This window comes from Paracoccus sp. R12_2, from assembly GCF_017744015.1.
Lineage (GTDB): Bacteria > Pseudomonadota > Alphaproteobacteria > Rhodobacterales > Rhodobacteraceae > Paracoccus.
The window spans coordinates 13,657-32,206 of the sequence record NZ_JAGHRA010000024.1; the positions used below are offsets into that span (position 1 = coordinate 13,657).

An 18,550-nucleotide genomic window follows, 5' to 3' on the forward strand; every position below is an offset into this window, starting at 1 on the left:
CTTTCGACCTCGCGCCGCCGCAGCAATTGGTGTTTCCGGCGCGCGACAGCGAAATATATGGTATTCTCGGGGTCATATTGAATGCCGCCGCCCGGCCCCTTAGATTGACGCGATGCAGGGGCCGTGCGTCGCCATGACGGGGCCACGGCTTCGGGCAGGAAAGGAATGCAAAGCATGAACGAATTCGCTTCTCAGACCTATCCGGTGCTGCCTTTGCGCGACATCGTGGTCTTTCCTCACATGATCGTGCCGCTGTTCGTGGGGCGCGACAAATCGGTGCGCGCACTGGAAACGGTAATGGAATCGGACAGCCCGATTCTGCTGGCGGCACAGAAGGATGCGTCGGTGGACGAACCCACCGAGGATGGGATCTATCGCACCGGTGTGCTTGCCAATGTGCTGCAACTGCTGAAACTGCCGGACGGCACGGTGAAGGTGCTGGTCGAAGGTCAGGAGCGCGTCGAGATCACCGGGTTCGTGGACAACGACGAACATTTCGAGGCCGCCGCCGTGGCGCTGCCCGAAACCACCGGTGACGAGGCGACGGTGACCGCCCTTGTCCGTACCGTCGCCGAGGAATTCGAGCGGTACGTGAAGGTTCGCAAGAACATCCCCGAAGAAGTCGTCAGCGCCGTATCCGAGGCCAAGGAACCCGGCAAGCTGGCAGACCTTGTCGCGGGCCACATGGGCATCGATCTGGACCGAAAACAGGATCTGCTGGACACGCTGGACATCTCGGAACGGCTGGAAAAGGTCTATTCCCACATGCAGGGCGAAATGTCGGTCCTGCAGGTCGAGAAGAAGATCAAGTCCCGCGTCAAGACGCAGATGGAGAAGACCCAGCGCGAGTACTATCTGAATGAGCAGATGAAGGCCATTCAGAAGGAACTGGGCGACGGCGAGGATCAGAACGAGATCGCCGAACTGGAAGAAAAGATCGAACAGACCAAGTTCAGCAAGGAAGCCCGCGAAAAGGCCGAATCCGAGCTGAAGAAGCTGAAGTCGATGTCGCCGATGTCGGCCGAGGCGACGGTCAGCCGCAACTATCTGGACTGGCTGCTGGCGCTGCCATGGGGCGTGAAGTCGCGCACCAAGAAGGATCTGGGCCGCGCTGAACAGGTGCTGGACGCCGATCATTACGGCCTCGAGAAGGTCAAGGAACGCATCGTGGAATACCTGGCCGTGCAGTCGCGCAGCCAGAAGCTGAAGGGCCCGATCCTGTGCCTTGTCGGCCCTCCGGGCGTGGGCAAGACCTCGTTGGGGCGTTCGGTCGCGAAGGCCACGGGTCGCGAATTTATCCGCATCAGTCTGGGCGGTGTGCGCGACGAATCCGAGATCCGCGGACACCGGCGCACCTATATCGGCTCGATGCCGGGCAAGATCATCCAGGCGCTGAAGAAGGCCAAGACCACCAATCCGCTGATCCTGCTGGATGAGATCGACAAGATGGGTCAGGATTTTCGCGGCGATCCGGCCAGCGCGATGCTGGAGGTACTTGACCCCGAACAGAACTCGACCTTCGTGGACCACTATCTGGAAGTGGAATACGACCTGTCTAACGTCATGTTCGTGACCACGGCCAACAGCTACAATATGCCCGGACCGCTGCTGGACCGGATGGAGATCATCCCGCTGTCGGGCTACACCGAGGACGAAAAGCGCGAGATCGCAAAACAGCATCTGGTGGAAAAGCAGATCAAGGCCAACGGCCTGCGCAAGGGTGAATTCAGCATCGGCGACGACGCGCTGACCCATGTGATCCGCTACTACACCCGCGAGGCGGGCGTGCGGTCGCTGGAACGCGAGATCGCCAAGCTGGCCCGGAAGGCCGTGACCGAGATCCTGAAGGGCAAGGTCAAGTCGGTCGAGGTGACGCCAGAGAAGGCCGAGGAATATCTGGGCGTTCGCCGGCACCGCTACGGTCTGGCCGAGAAGGATGATCAGGTTGGTGTCGTAACCGGTCTGGCCTGGACCTCGGTCGGGGGCGACCTGTTGCAGATCGAGGCGCTGCGCCTGCCGGGCAAGGGCCGGATGAAGACGACCGGCAAGCTGGGCGACGTGATGAAGGAATCGATCGACGCGGCATCCAGCTTCGTGCGGTCTGTTTCCCCAGAAATCGGTGTGAAGCCGCCCGAGTTCGACAAGCGTGACATCCATGTGCACGTCCCCGAAGGGGCGACCCCCAAGGACGGCCCGTCCGCAGGTATCGCGATGGTGACCAGCGTTGTGTCGGTGATGACCGGCATCCCGGTCCGCAAGGATGTCGCCATGACCGGCGAAGTGACCCTGCGCGGCAATGTCCTGGCCATCGGCGGCCTCAAGGAGAAGCTGTTGGCGGCCCTGCGCGGCGGCATCAAGACGGTTCTCATCCCCGCCGACAACGAAAAGGATCTTGTCGAGATCCCGGACAATGTGAAGACGGGTCTGAAGATCATTCCGGTCGGCAACGTGCGCGAGGTTCTGAAACATGCGCTGGTGCGCATGCCGGAGCCTGTCGAATGGGATGAGGCGGCCGAAGAGGCGGCCGCCGAAGCCGCCCGGATCGCTGCCCGCGACGGCGGCGGGGCGACGGGCAGCACCGTCGCGCACTGACCCAAGCGTCGCACCACGTGACCTTCTGACATTTAGGGCCGAACCGGAAATCGTCTGGTTCGGCCTTTTAATTTCATTCGGTTGCCCCGCTTTAGATGTTGACGTAACGTCAATTGAGCCTCAGTTTTGAAGGGTTCGAGCAGCACACCTTTGGGGGGGGAAATCATGGCAGACAATCCTGCGGAGCAAGATCGCCGCAAGATGCGGTCCGGCGATCATCGCAACGAACCGCAACCCGCGATGGTGGTGCAGAAAAAGGATTTCGTCGACCGAGTCGTCGCGGCCACCGGCGTCCGGAAATCCGAAGCCCGGCCAATCATCGAAGCAACCTTGGAACAGTTGGGCGAGGCGCTGTCCGCTGGTCACACCCTTGCGGTGCCGCCGCTGGGACGGGCGCGCGTCAATCTTGAAAAGGACCTTCGGGGGGGCGACGTGATCACCCTGCGCCTGCGCCGCAAATCCGCGATTGCGACGCCTGTCGGCGCCGTCGGACCGGCAACAGCAAAATAACGGATTGGCCCTTGCATCGCTGTCACCCTGCCGCTAAAAGCCCGTCCACCGGGTGATTAGCTCAGCGGTAGAGCGCTTCGTTCACATCGAAGATGTCAGCGGTTCAAATCCGTTATCACCCACCATTCCCCCCTTTGTCAGAGACCGGGCGCAGCCAAGCCGCGTGCGCCCCGGACGACAATGTCACGGCCCGCGACATATCCCTGATAGACCCCGCCGTCACACGGACAAGCGGGATCCAGCGCGCGTCGCCGCTCCGTTGCCTCAGGAAACTGCCGAACCCGCGCTAGACGGTGTCCAGATACAGTTCGACAGTCTCTTCATCCGACAATTCGGCCATGTAGTGCAGTTCTTGCCGTTTGGTCATCAGATAGTTCTCGACCAGATGTTCGGGAAAGATGCGCCGGATCTCGGGGCATTTGTCGAAGGCCTCGATCGCGGCGCCCCAATCGCCGGGCAGCTGCGCCAGTTGCTGGTCGTAGGCGTTGCCCTTGAACGGGGCCGGCGCTTCCAGCCTGTCCTCGATCCCGTCCAGCGCGGCACCCAAGATCGCGGCGACGGTCAGGTACGGGTTCACGTCTCCGCCAGCCACCCGATGTTCGATGCGACGCGCCTTCGGGCCGGATGAAGGAATGCGGATCGCGGCGGTGCGGTTTTCATAGGCCCACCCGATCCCGGTCGGCGCGTGGGCGTTCGGCACCAGCCTGTCATAGGAATTCTCGTGCGGGGCGAACAGCAGCGTCGATCCCGGCATGGCGCGCAGACATCCGGCGACGGCGTGACGCAGCGCCTCGGTACCCTCCTCGCCGCCATTGTCGAAGATGTTCTCGCCGTTCTTCGTCAGGACCGAGAAATGCATGTGCATCCCGTTCCCCGGCCACGCATCATAGGGCTTGGCCATGAAGCTGGCCGCGAAACCGTAGGATCGTGCCACGCCTTTCACCAGCATCTTGAACAGCCAGGTGTCGTCGGCGGCCTTCAGCGGATCGGCCTGATGCATCAGGTTGATCTCGAACTGGCCCGGCCCGGCCTCGGAAATCGAGGTGTCGGCGGGAATGTCCATCATCTCGCACGCCTCGTAGAGGGTCGAGAAGAACTGATCGAACGCATCAAGGGCGCGCAAGGACAGAACCTCGCCCCCGGTGCGACGCTTGCCGGAACGTGGGCTGGGCGGAACGCGCAAAGTGCGCCCCGAATCGTCGATGAGGAAAAATTCCAGCTCGGTGGCGACCACGGCCTTCAGACCGGCCGCGTCATAGCGGTCCACGACACGGGCCAGCGCCTGGCGTGGATCGCCCTCATAGGGCCGTCCATCGGGATGGAACATCCACAAGGGCAGCAGCCCGGTCGGAGCCTCCAGCCAAGGCATCGGCATGAAGCCGCGATCGGTGGGCATCAGCAGGCCGTCGGGATCGCCGGATTCAAAGACCAGCGGGCTGTCTTCGATATCCTCGCCCCAGATATCCAGATTCATCACCGAGAAGGGAAACTTCGTGCCCTCTTCGAACAGCTTCTGCGCAAATCGCGCCGGCATCCGCTTGCCCCGGGCCACCCCGTTCAGGTCGGCGGCGGCCACGCGGATCGTCTTGACGTCGGGATGCTCTCTCAGCCAGTCCATTTATCTCACCAGTTGCGGGCGATATTTCAACCGCTTGACCGCGCCCGGAAGATGCTGGTTCAAGCGTCGGTTCACCATGCCGAACAGCCCGATGAGGATCAATGTGAACAAGACGAAATATCCTGCCACGATCGGGTAGGCCACGAACGGGTTGAAGGTCTTGTCGGCAAAGTAGGTCGCGTAATACAGGCTGTCGCCACGCTGCTGGAAGGCCGGGAAGCCGGAAAAGAACACCAGCGTCGTGGCATGGAACAGGAAGATCGCCTCGTTGGTATAGGACGGCCAGGCAAGCCGCAGCATGGTGGGCCAGACCACCCGACGGAACTTGACCCAGCCCGCCAGACCATAGGCATCCGCAGCCTCGAGATCGCCCTTGGGCACGGACATCAAGGCGCCGTGAAAGATCTGGGCGGAGTATGCGGTCGTGTTCAGGATCAGCACGATCAATGCCCCGGCCCAGGCCTTGGTCAGCCAGCTTGTCGCGACGGTCATTCCGAACACGTCAATCCCCGCGCGCGGCAGCAGAACCAGCGCCTCGTAGGCCAGAAAGAACTGGATGAACAGCGGGCTGCCACGGAACAAGAAGATGAAGGCGTCGGCCGGCCTGCGCAGAAAAGCGTTCCCGCTGGCCTTTGCCATCGCAATCCCGGTCGCGAAGAAGAAGCCGAAGAACAGCGCCAGGCTTGCGAAATACAGGTTCCAGATCAGCCCCGACCCGATCAGCGTGATCTGCTGGCACAGGTCGAAATCCGTGCGCGGCAGCAGGCGTTCGCCGATCCCGATCGACCGCAGCGCATAGCTGGTGATTGTCTCGGCGCAGGTCATGCGGCCTCCTTGCGCATGGCCTCGCCACCCATCGTGGCCTGGCCCGCGGAAAGTCGCCGTGTCAGCCGTGCGATGACCGTCTCGGAGATCCAGGTCATCAGCAGATAGAAGACGAGGATCGCAAGGAAATAATAGATCCGCCAGTCGGGATGCGGATAGGTGAAGGCGCTGGTCTTGGCGCCGCCCAGTTCCCGCGCCCAATAGACGATGTCCTCGACCCCCAGCAGGAACAGAAGCGGTGTCGCCTTGATCAGGATCATCCAGAGATTGGACAGACCGGGGATCGCATAGGTCCACATCTGCGGAATCAGCACCCGGCGCGACACCTGGCGCGCGTTCATTCCGTAGGCTTCTGCCGTCTCAAGCTGGGCGCGCGGCACGGCCTGCATCGCGCCGTGCAGCACATTCGCGGCGAACGCACCGAAGACGACGGCGAAGGCGACCACGGCAAGGGCAAAACCATAGGCTTCGTGGATCCATTGCGGGCTGGTGGACAGCGGCAGCTTGGCGGCGGCACAGACCACGAAATCGTTGCCCTGCCTGACCGGTGCATCGCCGTCGCACAGATACTGGTGGCGCAGCCATTCCAGCCCCTGATCCAGCGCGATGGGCACGAACAGGAAGAAGATGATGTCCGGAACCCCGCGCACCATCGAGGTGTACAGCCGCCCGATCCAGCGCAGCGGCGGAATGCGGGACCGCGACGCCAACGCCCCACCGAAGCCGAACAGCAGCGCGACGGGGGCCGTGATCGCCAGCAGCAGCAGCACGGTGCCGAAACTGGCATAGAACAGCATGTGCTTGCCCGATGTCAGGTAGCACATCAGCCAGGGCACGCCCTCCAGCGCGGCGGGATCAGAACATTGCGACAGCATCACAGGCTACCCTTGGCCGTCGCGCGACGACCTGCGCGCGACGGCCGGGTTGTCATTCGTAGGTCTGCGCGTCTTCGCCGAACCACTTCTTGATCATGTCGTTCAGGCTGCCATCTTCCTTCATGGCCGAGATCACGCCGTCCAGCTTGTCACGAAGCTCGGTATCCGACTGCCGCAGGCCGACCCCGATCCCGTTGCCCAGAACGACATCTTCGCCGACCCAGACCAGTTCTCCGCCCGATTCATTGACGAAGGGCGCAAGAAAGTCCTTGTCGGCCAGAACCGCGTCAGCCTCGCCGTTGCGGACCGCAGCCAGCGTTTCGTCAGGGGTGGCGTATTCCAGCAAGGTCGCGCCGGTTTCGGCCACATGGCCCGCCTGGATGGTCCCGGTCTGCGCCGCAACGACGCCAGTTTCCACATCCACATCGGGCGTCAGCCCGACATACGCCGAAGGGACCGGCGGAATATAGTTCTGCGTAAAGGCGATCACTTCTTCGCGTTCGGGGGTTATGCTCATCCCGGCCATGATCGTGTCGTAGTTGCCCGACACAAGGTTCGGGATGATCGAATCCCAGTCATTCGTGACCCAGGTGCAGTCCAGTTCGGCGCGCGCACAGATTTCATCGCCAAGCTCGCGTTCGAACCCGTCGACCTCGCCGGAATCGTTGATGAAGTTGTACGGAGGATACGCGCCCTCGGTCCCAAGGCGAACCGTCTGCGAAAAGCCGGCTCCGGCGGTCAGGCCCAGCACGGCGGCGGTAAGGATCAGTCTTTTCATATTTCATGCTCCTGTTGGTCGTCTTTTTTTGTTGGGGGTGCTTGTCTTGATTGTGTGTCGGAATCCTCAGGCAGCCATCGTGGCGCTGAGGAACTGTTGCAGCCGCTCGCTCTGGGGATTGCCGAACAAGGTATCCGGCGGACCTTCCTCGCAGATCACGCCCTGATGCAGGAACACGACATGGTCGCTGACATCCGCGGCCAACCGCATGTCGTGGGTGACGATCAGCATGGTCCGGTGTTCGCCCGCCAGATCCTTGATGACCTTGACCACCTCTTGCTGCAGTTCCGGGTCCAGGGCGCTGGTCGGCTCATCGAACAGCAGCGCACGGGGCTGCATGCACAGGGCGCGCGCGATCGCCGCGCGCTGTTGCTGCCCGCCCGACAACTGCGCGGGCCACGCCTCGCATTTGTCACCGATGCCCACCTTGGCCAGCAGCGCGCGGGCCCGCTGTTCGACCTCGGCCCGATCCTCGCCCAGCACGGTCACCGGCGCCTCCATGACGTTCTGCAGGATCGTCATGTGGGACCACAGGTTGAACTGCTGGAACACCATCGACAGGTTCGTGCGGAACCGCGTCACCTGTGCGCGGTCAGCAGGATGGCGGTTCGCCCCCTGCCCTTTCCAGCGCACGGCCTCGCCATCGAACAGGATCTGGCCCTGCTGGCTGTTTTCCAGCAGGTTGCAGCAGCGCAACAAGGTGGACTTGCCCGATCCGGACGACCCGATCAGGCTGATGACGTTGCCACGCGGTGCGGTCAGGGACACGCCCTTCAGGACCTCTAGCTGGCCATAGGCCTTGTGCAGGCCGGTGATCTGGATGACCGGGGCAGTTTCGTCAGGGGCTGTTTGCGTCTGGCTTTGCATCCGTGCATTGGGCGACAATTGCGTGACGATTGCAACGGGTTCCGCGCAGCTTGCACACCGCCGAACCGCGCTGACCTTGCGTCAGGCGATCTCGATCGAGTATTTTTCAATCACGGTGTTGGCCAGCAGCCCCTCGCACATGCGCGCGACTTCGGCCCGTGCGGCCTCGGGGTCGGTGGCCTCGAGGTCCAGCTCGATCAGCTTTCCCTGACGCACGCCGGAAACGCCCGTATGGCCCAGCCCCCCCAAGGCGTGGCGGATAGCCTCGCCCTGCGGGTCCAGAACGCCGTCTTTCAGCATGATGGTGACACGGGCCTTGAGGGGGGCTGTCATCGGGGCTTCCTTCAGTTGATCGCGGTCGGCTTGAGGCTGGTGGTATTGGCGGGCATCAGGCCCAGACGTCGTGCCACCTCGGTATAGGCGTCGGTCAGGTTGCCCAGATCGCGGCGGAACACGTCCTTATCCAGTTTCTGGCCGGTCTTGACATCCCACAGGCGGCAGCTGTCGGGGCTGATCTCATCGGCGACGATCAGGCGCATGAAGTCGTTGTCCCAGACGCGACCGATCTCGATCTTGAAGTCGATCAGCTTGATGCCGACACCGTAGAAGACGCCCGACAGGAAATCGTTCACGCGCAGCGCAAGCGACACCATATCGTCCAGATCCTGCTGGCTCGCCCATCCGAAGGCGACGATGTATTCCTCGGACACCATCGGGTCGCCCAGCTCGTCGTTCTTGAAGCTGTATTCGACGATGGGGCGCGGCAGCATCGTGCCTTCTTCGATTCCAAGCCGCTTGGACAAGGAACCGGCGGCGAAATTGCGCACGATCACCTCGAGCGGGATGATCTCGACCTGACGGATCAGCTGCTCGCGCATGTTGATGCGGCGGATGAAGTGGTTGGGCACGCCGATATTCGTCAGCCCGTTCATGAAGAACTCGGACAGGCGGTTGTTCAGGACGCCCTTGCCTTCGATCGTGGCCCTCTTCTGGGCATTGAACGCAGTGGCATCATCCTTGAAATACTGCACCAGCGTACCCGGCTCGGTGCCTTCGTAAAGGATCTTCGCCTTGCCTTCGTAAACTTTCTTGCGCCGCGGAGCCATGACGGGCCATCCTTTCGCATCTGACTGCCATGCGCCTTAGCGCAGAACCGGACCGATGGGCAATACAGGGTTGCGGCAAAGCCATTCAGTGGGCATATCAATTCGCAACCGACACAGGAGGCCATGCATGTCCCTTTTCGACGATCGCGAACGCGCCTACGAGGCCAAGTTTGCCCACGACGCCGACCTGCGCTTCAAGGCCGAGGCACGGCGCAACCGCCTGCTTGGCGAATGGGCCGCCGAAATACTGGGCAAATCCGGCGAAGAGGCCCGCAGCTATGCCATGACCGTCGTCACCTCCGACTTCGAGGAAGCCGGCGACGAGGACGTGTTCCGCAAGCTTGCCGGCGATCTGGAAGGTCAGGTGGACGCCGCCGCGATCCGCGCCAAGATGGCCGAGATGATGACCGAAGCGCGCCGTCAGGTCTTCAACGAAGCCAAGTAGGCAACGGCTGCGGGCGTTTCAGCGACGCCCGCGCCATGAGGTCGACCCGCCCCCTGTCAGGCCTTGGTGGCGCTGACCGGAGGCGTGATCGTCGTCACGCGCTTCTGCGCCTCGCGCCAGGTGATATAGCTGATCGCGCCGATCATCATGCCGCCCCCCGTGATCACCCAGATGTCCAGCGGTTCGTGGAACACGAAAACGCCAAGTAGGCTGGCCCAGATCAGTTGAAGGAAGGTGACCGGCTGGGTCACCGTCAGGGGCGCGGCGGCAAAGGCGCGGGTCATCGCATAGTGACCCAATGTCGCAAAGACGGCCACCAGCGCCAGCCAGATGACCTGTGACAGGCTGGGCGGCACCCACACCGCCCATGCCAGAGGCGCCAGGCCGATGGATACCGTCAGCGACATCATCGCGACCACGACCGCGGCCGGCACACGGCCCGAAAGGCGCTTGGCCACCAGATAGGACGCTCCGAAAGCTATCGCCGCGGCAACCTGGGACACATGGCCCGGGTCCAGCGGCCGGATCCCCGGTCGCAGCACGATCATCGCGCCGACCAGTGCGACGCAGACTGCCGCGATGCGTCGCGCCGCCAGCTTTTCCCCCAGGAACAGCGCCGCACCCAGGGTCACCATGATCGGATTGAGAAAGCCGATCGCCGTCACCTCGGCCACGGTGATCCGCGACATCGCATAGAACCACGCGACGACGGCGATGACATGCAGCGCGCCGCGCAACCCGAACATGACCCAGACATGACCGGAAAAACCGCGCCGCAGCGCCGGCAGCAGGATCGGGGTCAGGAAGGCCAGCCCGAAAAGGAACCGGATAAAGGCTGCCTGAGGCGCCGGCAGAGCACCGTCAAGGCCACGAACGATTCCATTCACCGCGACGAAGCACAGCCCCGTCAGCAGCATCCAGCCGATGCCGATCACGTCGCTGCGGGTTTCCGGATCGAATTGCATTATCTGCAAATGACTGATTTCGCGGCCCGCCGCAAGTCTGTCACCCAATCGCCAGCCGCCAGGCGATTACCCACATCACCGCACCGACCATCACATCAAGCACCTGCCACGCGCGTGGCCGGGCGAAGAACGGCGCCAAAAGCCGCGCCCCATATCCCAGCGCGAAGAAGAACAGGAACGATCCGCTGACCGCCCCGAAGGCGAACATCGCCCGATTCGGCCACTGCGCCGATATCGCCCCCAGCAGCACCACAGTGTCCAACCAGACATGCGGGTTCAGCCAGGTCAGCGCCGCGACGGTCACCAGCGTCGGCGCCAGCGCCGCGCCCTGCCCCTGTGGCCGCAGCGCCGCGCCGCCGCGCCACGCCGAACGGAACGACACCAGCCCATAACAGAACAGGAATACCACCCCGCCCCAGCGCATCGCAGGCACCAGCCAGGGAAGCCAGTCCCCCAGACGGGCCATGCCGGTCACACCCAGCGTGATCAGCGCGGCATCCGAGGCGGCACAGAACAGGCAGACCGCAAACACATGGCGGCCAAGCAGCCCCTGCCTGAGAACGAAAGCGTTCTGGGATCCGATCGCCACGATCAGCGACAACCCGGTCCCGAGACCCGCAATAAAAGACGACATTGGCACCTCCGAGCTTGCCGATGCCATGGTCTGCGAATTAATTGAAGTGAATTGACCTAATCCGGATGAAGTATCGCTAATGCTGGATTACCGCGCCCTGCACGCCCTTGCCGAAATCTTGCGGCGCGGTTCATTCGAGGCGGCGGCCCATGCATTGTCGGTGACACCGTCGGCGATCTCGCAGCGCATCCGCCTGCTGGAGGAACGTTGCGGGTCGGTTCTGATCGATCGCGGACCACCGCTGCGCGGAACGCCTGCGGGATTGCGGCTGGCGACGCATCTGGATCAGGTCCGATTGATGGAATCGGCACTGATGGGGGCAGCGACACCGGATTGCCGGTTCTGGACATCGCCATCAACGCGGACAGCCTTGCAAGCTGGGCGATGGCGCCGCTGGCCGCCGCGCCCGGTCTGATCGACCTGATCATCGACGATCAGGACCACGCGCAGGATTGGCTGCGCAGCGGTCGCGTCGCGGCAGCGATCACGGCCGCGGCCACGCCGGTGCCCGGTTGCGACATTTTTCCGCTGGGGCGCATGCGCTATCGCGCGACGGCCAGTCCGGATTTCGTCGCCCGCCATTTCCGCGGCGGCATCGATGCTGACACCCTGTCGCGCGCTCCCGCGCTGCGCTTCAATTCAAAGGACGGCCTGCAGGATCGCTGGGTCGCCACGCGGCTTGACCACAAGCTTGCCCTGCAATTTCACCGCATCCCGTCGTCGCAGGGCTTTGCCGAGGCCACACGCCTCGGGATCGGCTGGGGGATGAACCCCGAGGCGATGATCGCTGGCGATCTCGCCAGCGGACGGCTTGTGGACCTTGCTCCGGATCTTCCGCTGGACATCGGCCTTGTCTGGCAGGTCGCCCGGATCGCCGCCGATGCCTTGTCACCGCTCACCACCGCGATCAGACGCGCCGCCAGGGTCAGCCTGCTACCGGCGCAGGACCGTGCGGCAGGCACAGACAGCCCGCCGCGCGACGGCACGCAAAAGACCTGAAGCAGATGCGGCGCGAACGCCGGGGGCACCGCCCCCGGCCATCGCCCCAGGCAAGGAACCGCACAGCTTACAGCTGTGCGGCCACCGTCTCCGACAGATCGAAATTGCCGGTGACGTTCTGCACGTCGTCATCATCCTCCAGCGCGTCGATCAGCTTCATCAGCTTCTGAGCCGTCTCGACATCAGAGATTTCCGTCGGCGCCTGCGGTTTCCAGATCAGCTTCGTGGTCTCGGATTCGCCAAGCGCGGCCTCCAGCGCGGTCGCGACATCGTTCAGGTCGGTGTCGGCGCAATAGATCCAGTGACCATCCTCATCGCTTTCGACATCCGTCGCCCCGGCCTCGATCGCGGCCAGCATCACCGTGTCGGCGTCGCCTGCCGAGGCAGGATAGACGATCTCGCCCACCCGGTCGAACATGAAGCTGACCGAGCCGGTCTGACCCAGGTCGCCGCCCGACTTGGTGAAATAGCTGCGCACGTTGGATGCAGTGCGGTTGCGATTGTCGGTCATGGCCTCGACCACCAGCGCGATTCCGTTCGGGCCGTAACCCTCATAGCGGATCTCTTCATAGTTCTCGGCATCGCCGCCCTGCGATTTCTTGATGGCGCGGTCGATCACGTCCTTGGGGACGGAACTCGACTTGGCCTCTTTGACCGCCAGACGCAGACGCGGATTCTTGTCGGGATCGGGGTCCCCCATCTTGGCGGCGACGGTGATTTCCTTCGAGAGCTTGGAAAACAGCTTTGACCGCGCGGCGTCCTGACGACCCTTGCGATGCTGGATATTGGCCCATTTGGAATGACCTGCCATGGTCGTGATCCCTCGATAACTGTGAAATCCGGATTCGGGCGCTTTTAGTCCAGTGTCATGCACCATCGCAAGACGAACCCGATGGGTAAGCCGTGCGTTGCCCCTCTGCACGTCGGCAAGAGATGCACATGACACCCTCTCAGATCACGCTCTTCTCGATCTTCGCGCTGATGATGGCGTTCATGTTCTGGGGACGCTGGCGACACGACCTGGTGGCCTTCGCGGGCCTGATGACGGCGGTGCTGTGCGGCGTCGTGCCCGCCGGGCAGGCTTTTTCCGGCTTCGGCAACCCGACCACCATGATCGTCGCGCTGGTGCTGATCGCAACCGCGGGGCTGAGCAGGTCCGGCGCCGTCTCGCGGCTGACGCGGATGCTGGCGCGCGACGGGCGCTCGACGACCGGGCATATTTTGCTGTTCGGCAGTGTCGGCGGTCTGCTTTCGGGTTTCATGAACAACATCGCCGCGCTGGCCATGCTGATGCCGGTCGATCTGCAGACGGCACGCAAGGCCGGTCGAGCGGCCGGACTTACGCTGATGCCGCTTGCCTTCGCCACCATCCTTGGCGGGATGCTGACGCTGATCGGGACACCGCCGAACCTGATCGTGTCCAGCTATCGCAGCCAGGTGCTGGGAGAACCTTACCGGATGTTCGATTTCCTGCCTGTCGGCGCCGCTGTCGCGACCGCCGGCATCGCGTTCATCGCCCTGATAGGTTGGCGGCTGATCCCGGTCCGTCGCCCCGAGGGTGCCGGCGGTGGCGATCGTCCGCGCCGCTATCTTGCGCGGCTGGTCGTGATCGAGGCCAGTAACGCCGTGGGGCAACGGGTCGCCGACCTTCGCGAAATCGCGCAGAAGGCCGGTGTGCGACTGGTCGGAATCATGCGTCACGGCCACCCCGTTGTGGACCAGCTTGACGAACTGACGCTCGCGCAAGGCGATGTGCTGCTGGTGCGCGCCGGTCCTGCCGCGCTGGACGAATACCGATCCGCCGAGAAACTTGCCTTTCCCGACGGCCGGTTGGAGCCGCGGGCACGAAAGGATTCCGAAGGCCAGAGCCTGATCGAATGCCTGGTCCCGGTCGGATCAGAGATCATCGACCGCAACGCCCAGTCCTTTGGCCTGGTCAATCGCTATGACAGTGTGCTGATCGGCATGCGACGGCGCGGCGTGGCGCTGCGCGACGCGCTGTCGCGTCAACAGATCGCGGCGGGCGACATGTTGTTGTTGCTGGTCCCCGAGAGCCGGGCCGAGGATGTGCTGCGCGCGTCCGGCGTCCTTCGGCTTGATGGCGGCAGCCTGCCGGTGCAACGCGAAGGCCACATGCTCAGCGCGATCCTGCTGTTCGCGCTGGCGGTTCTGGCCACCAGCCTTGGCTGGGTCAGCATGCCCATCGCGCTTGGCTGCGTCGTGATCGCCTATGTGCTGACCGGCGTCCTGTCGATCAACGAGCTTTACGATCATGTGGATTGGCCGGTGGTGGTTCTGTTGGGGTCGATGATCCCGTTGGGCCTGGCGCTGGACGAAACCGGCGGCACGGCTCTGATCGCGGGGCTGCTGGCGCGGGCAACCGACGGCTATCCGGCCTGGATCGCGCTGCTGCTTCTGATGATGGCCACGATGTTCCTGTCGGACGTGCTGAACAACAACGCCACGACAATCATCGCAGCCCCCGTCGGCATCCGCTTGGCGCAGCAGCTGGAGGTGCAGCCCGACGCCTTCCTGATGGGGGTCGCTGTCTCGGCCGCATGTGCGTTCCTGACCCCGATCGGGCACCAGAACAACACGCTGATCCTTGGACCCGGGGATTATCGCTTCGGCGACTACTGGCGGATGGGCCTGCCGCTGGAGGGGATCGTTCTGGCCGTCTCGATCCCGATCCTGCTGATTGTCTGGCCGCTTCAGTAGCGGACGAGCCGGCCGACCCGCAAAAAAAGCGCCGGCATTGTTGCCGACGCAGACAGATGATGCGCATTCCTGAGCGAACCAGTTGGTCAGATCGCGTTGGTCAGATCGCGGCGTTGATCCCCAGAATACGGCGGATCTCGCCTTCGCGGGTCAGCCCGTGTGCCGCCAGTTCCTCATCGCTGATGCGGTGCAGATGTTCGAGGGCACGCATGCGCGGACCTGACTCGGCCAGATGCACGAGAAAGCGCCCGGTCGCAATAAAGGGTGCCGCCAATGCGGCGCCGATTCCGGCAAGCGGCCTGCGTTCGATGGTTGCGGTGTTGGCCATTTGGAAACTCCTTGTATCGCACAAAGCCGTTTCCTCCCTGCCCCTGAATATTGTGCAGTCGCAGCATCCACGCAAGCCGCAATGCTGCATGGCAGCATTGCAGAGACCTCAACCCTTGAATATCAAGGTGTTAAAGAGGCCAGACGATCGGAATGACGGTCGAGGCCGTGATCGCCATCAGCAGGTTCAGCGGCAGGCCGACCTTGATGAAATCGACGAAGCGATAGCCGCCCGGACCATAGACAAGCGTGTTGGTCTGATACCCGATCGGGGTCGCGAAACTGGCGGACGCGCCCATCATCACGGCAATGACCAGCGGGCGCGGATCGACGCCCAGTTGACCGGCCAGCGAGATCGCGACAGGTGTGACGATCACGGCCACCGCATTGTTGGTCACCGTTTCGGTCAGCGCCATCGCCAGAAGATAGACCGCAAGGACAAGCCCCCAATGCGGCATCTCGGCAAGCCACGGCGCAACACGGGTCACGATCAGTTCAACGGCGCCCGAATTCTCCAGCCCCGCCCCGACTGCCAGCATCGCGAAAATCAGCGCCATCAGCCGGCCATCGACAAAGCCAAGCGCCTCGTCCGCGTCGATGCAGCGCGTGCCCAGCACCACGGCCACGCCGATAAAGGCCAGCAGCAGGATCGGCGCCACGTTGAAGGCAGACAGGATGACCACCCCTGCCAGCGTCGCCACCACGATCGGTGCGTGCTTGCGCCTGAAGGCGCGGTCGGACGGCGCGGTAACCTCGACCATCTCCATGTCGCTGGCCAGACGCTGGATATCGGCCGGCGCGCCCTCAAGCAGCAGCGTATCACCCACCCGGACAACAAGATCGTCCAGCTGCCGGCCGATATTCTGGTTCTTGCGGTGCGCCGCCAGCACATAGACACCATAGCGGCGGCGCAGACGCATCGATCCAAGGCTGCGCCCGATCATGTGGCAACCGGGTGTGATCAGCACCTCGACGGTCGATGTCTGGACCGAACTCAGCTTGTCCACCATCCGCAGGTCCTTGTGGCTTTGCAGCCCCAGCACCTCGGACATTGGGGTTCGCAGCACCACACGGTCGCCCGCCTCCAACTGCACGGCCGCAAGATCGCGACGCAGCGATGCGTCACCGCGCAACACGTCGATCACGCGCGCCGTATCACGCGTGAAGATATCCACCTCGTCCAGGGTCTTGCCGATCAGCGCCGAATCCTCGGGGATCGCGACTTCTGTAAAGAACTTCATCTTCGAACGGCCGGACATCAGCTGCGACATCGAATCCCGCTCGGGCAAAAGACGCGGGGCGAAGATCAGCAGATAGATCACGCCCACGATCGCCATGGGCAGGCCGACCGGCGTGATCTCGAAGATCGAGAACGGCTCCAGTCCGGAACTGCGCGCGACACCATCCACCAGCAGGTTCGTCGAGGTGCCGATCATCGTCATCGTGCCGCCCAGGATCGACAGATATGACAATGGGATCAGCAGCTTGGACGGAGAACTTCCCATTTCCTTGGCAAGCTGCATGAAGATCGGCATCATCACCACGACCAGCGGCGTGTTGTTGACGAAGGCCGACATCGCACAGACCACGCAGGACACCAGCCCCAGCGTCAGCAACGGCCGGGTGCCCGCATGCCGCGCGGCGTTCTGCCCGATCCAGTCCAGCGCCCCGGTCCGCACCAGTCCGCCGACGATGATGAACATGAACGCGATGGTCCATGGGGCCGGGTTCGACAGCACGCCGGCGACATGTTCGACATCAAGGATGCCGAACGCAAGCAGCACCACCGCACCAAGGATCGCCGTCACCTCGGGCGGATAGGTCTCGCGGATGAAAAGGGTCAACATACCGGCGATGATGAAGATCGTGGTGACCGCAGACAGGGTTCCGGTCAGTTCAATTCCGAACATTCACATCTCGCATTTCCGGTCAGATCCTGACCCGCCGCCAGCATCTTGCGCCGATTCGAAGGGGCGCTGCAAGCAGGCAAGAACGCAATTCATGTCAGCCCTCGGCGGGCTGGTTCGCCGAATGGCTGGGCGCCAGGCGACCGCCCACGCGCACTGGCTCGATCCGCCGCGACAGGCCTGTCCGGTCGTCGGTCTCGACCAGCACGCCGCACAGCGTCGCCTCGCCCTCGGCGGGGCTGAAACGGTCGCGCGTCATGCCGGTGACAAAGCGGCGCATGGGTTCGGTCTTTTCCATTCCGATGACGCTGTCATAGTCGCCGCACATCCCGGCATCGGTCAGATAGCCCGTGCCCCGCGGCAGAAGCTGGGCATCCGCTGTCGGAACATGGGTATGCGTGCCAACGACCAGACTGGCGCGTCCGTCGCAGAAATGGCCGATGGCCATCTTCTCGCTTGTGGCCTCGGCATGGATATCGACCACGGCAGCCTGAACCATGCCGCCCGGCGGGTGTGCCCGCAAGACACCATCCAGCGCCGAGAACGGATCGTCATAGGGTCGCGACATGAACACCTGACCCAACGCCTGCGTGACCAGGATCTTCCGCCCCCGCGCGTCGCTGAATACCCCCGCTCCGCGCCCGGGCGCCTCTTTGGCGTAGTTCAACGGCCGAAGGATCCGGGGATCCTTCTCGACATGGGTCAGCATGTCCTTTTGATCGAAGGCGTGATCACCCAGCGTCAGGCAGTCCGCCCCAGCTTCTAGAAGAAGCTGCGCGTGGCCCGCAGTGACGCCGCGTCCGCCACTGGCGTTCTCGGCATTCACGATGACAAAATCCGCCCTGAGCTGCTTTCGCAGCACGGCAAGACCCTCGCTGATCGCTCGGCGGCCGGCCCGCCCCATGACATCGCCAAGAAACAGAATACGCATCCTGCCTGAGTATGACAAAGCCGCCAGACGCTCAAGCGCGATAGAGACTGCTGTCGGCGATACCGTGAGGCAATAGCGTGACTTCGGATAGAGGGGCTCAGGGCGTGCCAACTGCACAACCGTCATCCAGAAAAAATCAGACGTGCTTACCGCTTGGTTCTCGAACCGTGAATCACGCCCCTACGTGGAACTCATTGGGTCCTGAACCTCGTTCCAGCGACGGAACCAAAGGTGGGCAAGTGCCCTGCCCATTGAGACAAATAAGACCGCGGACCCCGGCCGGATACCTTGGGGCGCAGACTGCGACGCCCCTGTTAGCCGTTGTACCCGACTGCGTCACATCATCGGCTTTCCGCCCGTAACCGCGATGGTCGTTCCAGAGATGTAGCTTGCGGTGTCTTCGGCAAGCATGACGTAGGGCGCGGCAAGTTCCACAGGCTGCGCTGGTCGCTT

Annotated in this window: 19 protein-coding genes, 1 tRNA gene and 1 pseudogene; 7 read left to right on the forward strand and 14 right to left on the reverse strand. The window is 63.2% G+C overall.

Annotated features, from left to right (window positions below; all coding sequences use genetic code 11):
• Positions 1-174: 174 nt before the first annotated feature.
• The 3 genes from lon (at position 175) to J7359_RS18695 (ending at position 3,227) form a co-directional block, all read left to right on the forward strand.
• Complete coding sequence (gene lon / locus J7359_RS18685) at positions 175-2,592, forward strand: endopeptidase La (protein ID WP_209059231.1); 2,418 nt, start codon at positions 175-177, stop codon at positions 2,590-2,592.
• Between the two features lie 165 nt (positions 2,593-2,757).
• On the forward strand, positions 2,758-3,102 hold the full coding sequence (locus J7359_RS18690; protein ID WP_209059234.1) for an HU family DNA-binding protein: 345 nt from the start codon (positions 2,758-2,760) through the stop codon (positions 3,100-3,102).
• A 50-nt stretch (positions 3,103-3,152) separates the two neighbouring features.
• A tRNA-Val gene (locus J7359_RS18695) sits at positions 3,153-3,227 on the forward strand.
• 161 nt (positions 3,228-3,388) lie between these two features.
• On the opposite strand, the gene J7359_RS18700 is transcribed toward J7359_RS18695, so the two are convergent.
• The 7 genes from J7359_RS18700 to purC form a co-directional block, all read right to left on the reverse strand.
• On the reverse strand, positions 3,389-4,720 hold the full coding sequence (locus tag J7359_RS18700; protein WP_209059236.1) for a glutamine synthetase family protein: 1,332 nt from the start codon (positions 4,718-4,720) through the stop codon (positions 3,389-3,391).
• The gene (locus J7359_RS18705; protein ID WP_209059238.1) at positions 4,721-5,545 is read right to left on the reverse strand and encodes an ABC transporter permease subunit; all 825 of its coding nucleotides are present in this window, start codon (positions 5,543-5,545) and stop codon (positions 4,721-4,723) included.
• Positions 5,542-6,420 (reverse strand): ABC transporter permease subunit, encoded by an 879-nt coding sequence (locus J7359_RS18710; RefSeq protein WP_209059241.1) that lies wholly within the window; start codon positions 6,418-6,420, stop codon positions 5,542-5,544. Before J7359_RS18710 ends, J7359_RS18705 begins: the two co-directional genes overlap by 4 nt.
• 52 nt (positions 6,421-6,472) lie before the next feature.
• Complete coding sequence (locus J7359_RS18715) at positions 6,473-7,198, reverse strand: transporter substrate-binding domain-containing protein (RefSeq protein WP_209059243.1); 726 nt, start codon at positions 7,196-7,198, stop codon at positions 6,473-6,475.
• 66 nt (positions 7,199-7,264) lie between these two features.
• Positions 7,265-8,065 carry an ATP-binding cassette domain-containing protein gene (locus J7359_RS18720; protein WP_209059245.1) on the reverse strand — a complete coding sequence of 267 codons (801 nt, stop codon included), beginning with the start codon at positions 8,063-8,065 and terminating at the stop codon, positions 7,265-7,267.
• Between the two features lie 81 nt (positions 8,066-8,146).
• Positions 8,147-8,398, reverse strand: coding sequence for a phosphoribosylformylglycinamidine synthase subunit PurS (gene purS, locus J7359_RS18725; RefSeq protein WP_209059247.1), 252 nt, complete (start codon positions 8,396-8,398; stop codon positions 8,147-8,149).
• 11 nt (positions 8,399-8,409) lie between these two features.
• The gene (gene purC, locus J7359_RS18730) at positions 8,410-9,171 is read right to left on the reverse strand and encodes a phosphoribosylaminoimidazolesuccinocarboxamide synthase (protein WP_209059250.1); all 762 of its coding nucleotides are present in this window, start codon (positions 9,169-9,171) and stop codon (positions 8,410-8,412) included.
• 127 nt (positions 9,172-9,298) lie between these two features.
• Here purC and J7359_RS18735 point away from each other — a divergent pair, with 127 nt between their 5' ends.
• Positions 9,299-9,616: a DUF1476 domain-containing protein gene (locus J7359_RS18735; protein ID WP_209059253.1), complete on the forward strand. Its 318-nt coding sequence runs from the start codon at positions 9,299-9,301 to the stop codon at positions 9,614-9,616.
• Between the two features lie 56 nt (positions 9,617-9,672).
• Here J7359_RS18735 and J7359_RS18740 read toward each other — a convergent pair whose 3' ends face one another.
• Together J7359_RS18740 and J7359_RS18745 are read right to left on the reverse strand one after the other, a co-directional pair.
• Positions 9,673-10,581, reverse strand: coding sequence for a DMT family transporter (locus J7359_RS18740; protein WP_247740531.1), 909 nt, complete (start codon positions 10,579-10,581; stop codon positions 9,673-9,675).
• 40 nt (positions 10,582-10,621) lie between these two features.
• On the reverse strand, positions 10,622-11,215 hold the full coding sequence (locus J7359_RS18745) for a LysE/ArgO family amino acid transporter (RefSeq protein WP_209059255.1): 594 nt from the start codon (positions 11,213-11,215) through the stop codon (positions 10,622-10,624).
• 79 nt (positions 11,216-11,294) lie between these two features.
• On the opposite strand from J7359_RS18745, the gene J7359_RS20265 reads away from it, so the two are divergent.
• Together J7359_RS20265 and J7359_RS18750 are read left to right on the forward strand one after the other, a co-directional pair.
• Positions 11,295-11,630 carry a LysR family transcriptional regulator gene (locus J7359_RS20265; RefSeq protein ID WP_348524423.1) on the forward strand — a complete coding sequence of 112 codons (336 nt, stop codon included), beginning with the start codon at positions 11,295-11,297 and terminating at the stop codon, positions 11,628-11,630.
• Positions 11,549-12,214, forward strand: a complete 666-nt coding sequence (locus J7359_RS18750) for an ArgP/LysG family DNA-binding transcriptional regulator (RefSeq protein ID WP_348524424.1) — start codon at positions 11,549-11,551, stop codon at positions 12,212-12,214. The genes J7359_RS20265 and J7359_RS18750 overlap by 82 nt, the downstream gene beginning before the upstream one ends.
• 67 nt (positions 12,215-12,281) lie before the next feature.
• Here J7359_RS18750 and J7359_RS18755 read toward each other — a convergent pair whose 3' ends face one another.
• On the reverse strand, positions 12,282-13,025 hold the full coding sequence (locus J7359_RS18755; protein ID WP_209059257.1) for a YebC/PmpR family DNA-binding transcriptional regulator: 744 nt from the start codon (positions 13,023-13,025) through the stop codon (positions 12,282-12,284).
• A 128-nt stretch (positions 13,026-13,153) separates the two neighbouring features.
• Here J7359_RS18755 and J7359_RS18760 point away from each other — a divergent pair, with 128 nt between their 5' ends.
• On the forward strand, positions 13,154-14,932 hold the full coding sequence (locus J7359_RS18760) for an SLC13 family permease (protein WP_209059259.1): 1,779 nt from the start codon (positions 13,154-13,156) through the stop codon (positions 14,930-14,932).
• 100 nt (positions 14,933-15,032) lie between these two features.
• On the opposite strand, the gene J7359_RS18765 is transcribed toward J7359_RS18760, so the two are convergent.
• The 4 genes and pseudogenes from J7359_RS18765 to J7359_RS20100 all read right to left on the reverse strand — a co-directional run.
• Complete coding sequence (locus J7359_RS18765) at positions 15,033-15,260, reverse strand: DUF1127 domain-containing protein (protein ID WP_209059260.1); 228 nt, start codon at positions 15,258-15,260, stop codon at positions 15,033-15,035.
• Positions 15,261-15,390: 130 nt separating this feature from the next.
• Positions 15,391-17,169, reverse strand: coding sequence for an SLC13 family permease (locus J7359_RS18770; protein ID WP_209059263.1), 1,779 nt, complete (start codon positions 17,167-17,169; stop codon positions 15,391-15,393).
• 94 nt (positions 17,170-17,263) lie between these two features.
• Positions 17,264-18,097 carry a TIGR00282 family metallophosphoesterase gene (locus tag J7359_RS18775; RefSeq protein WP_209059265.1) on the reverse strand — a complete coding sequence of 278 codons (834 nt, stop codon included), beginning with the start codon at positions 18,095-18,097 and terminating at the stop codon, positions 17,264-17,266.
• Between the two features lie 336 nt (positions 18,098-18,433).
• Positions 18,434-18,550: pseudogene (locus J7359_RS20100) on the reverse strand (NAD(P)-dependent oxidoreductase); the annotation flags it as partial.

Bases quoted from the DNA above. Each gene is read 5' to 3' on its own strand.
- lon (WP_209059231.1), top strand. From the start codon at position 175: ATGAACGAATTCGCTTCTCAGACCTATCCGGTGCTGCCTTTGCGCGAC.
- J7359_RS18690 (WP_209059234.1), top strand. From the start codon at position 2,758: ATGGCAGACAATCCTGCGGAGCAAGATCGCCGCAAGATGCGGTCCGGC.
- J7359_RS18700 (WP_209059236.1), bottom strand. From the start codon at position 4,720: ATGGACTGGCTGAGAGAGCATCCCGACGTCAAGACGATCCGCGTGGCC.
- J7359_RS18705 (WP_209059238.1), bottom strand. From the start codon at position 5,545: ATGACCTGCGCCGAGACAATCACCAGCTATGCGCTGCGGTCGATCGGG.
- J7359_RS18710 (WP_209059241.1), bottom strand. From the start codon at position 6,420: ATGCTGTCGCAATGTTCTGATCCCGCCGCGCTGGAGGGCGTGCCCTGG.
- J7359_RS18715 (WP_209059243.1), bottom strand. From the start codon at position 7,198: ATGAAAAGACTGATCCTTACCGCCGCCGTGCTGGGCCTGACCGCCGGA.
- J7359_RS18720 (WP_209059245.1), bottom strand. From the start codon at position 8,065: ATGCAAAGCCAGACGCAAACAGCCCCTGACGAAACTGCCCCGGTCATC.
- purS (WP_209059247.1), bottom strand. From the start codon at position 8,398: ATGACAGCCCCCCTCAAGGCCCGTGTCACCATCATGCTGAAAGACGGC.
- purC (WP_209059250.1), bottom strand. From the start codon at position 9,171: ATGGCTCCGCGGCGCAAGAAAGTTTACGAAGGCAAGGCGAAGATCCTT.
- J7359_RS18735 (WP_209059253.1), top strand. From the start codon at position 9,299: ATGTCCCTTTTCGACGATCGCGAACGCGCCTACGAGGCCAAGTTTGCC.
- J7359_RS18740 (WP_247740531.1), bottom strand. From the start codon at position 10,581: ATGCAATTCGATCCGGAAACCCGCAGCGACGTGATCGGCATCGGCTGG.
- J7359_RS18745 (WP_209059255.1), bottom strand. From the start codon at position 11,215: ATGTCGTCTTTTATTGCGGGTCTCGGGACCGGGTTGTCGCTGATCGTG.
- J7359_RS20265 (WP_348524423.1), top strand. From the start codon at position 11,295: ATGCTGGATTACCGCGCCCTGCACGCCCTTGCCGAAATCTTGCGGCGC.
- J7359_RS18755 (WP_209059257.1), bottom strand. From the start codon at position 13,025: ATGGCAGGTCATTCCAAATGGGCCAATATCCAGCATCGCAAGGGTCGT.
- J7359_RS18760 (WP_209059259.1), top strand. From the start codon at position 13,154: ATGACACCCTCTCAGATCACGCTCTTCTCGATCTTCGCGCTGATGATG.
- J7359_RS18765 (WP_209059260.1), bottom strand. From the start codon at position 15,260: ATGGCCAACACCGCAACCATCGAACGCAGGCCGCTTGCCGGAATCGGC.
- J7359_RS18770 (WP_209059263.1), bottom strand. From the start codon at position 17,169: ATGTTCGGAATTGAACTGACCGGAACCCTGTCTGCGGTCACCACGATC.
- J7359_RS18775 (WP_209059265.1), bottom strand. From the start codon at position 18,097: ATGCGTATTCTGTTTCTTGGCGATGTCATGGGGCGGGCCGGCCGCCGA.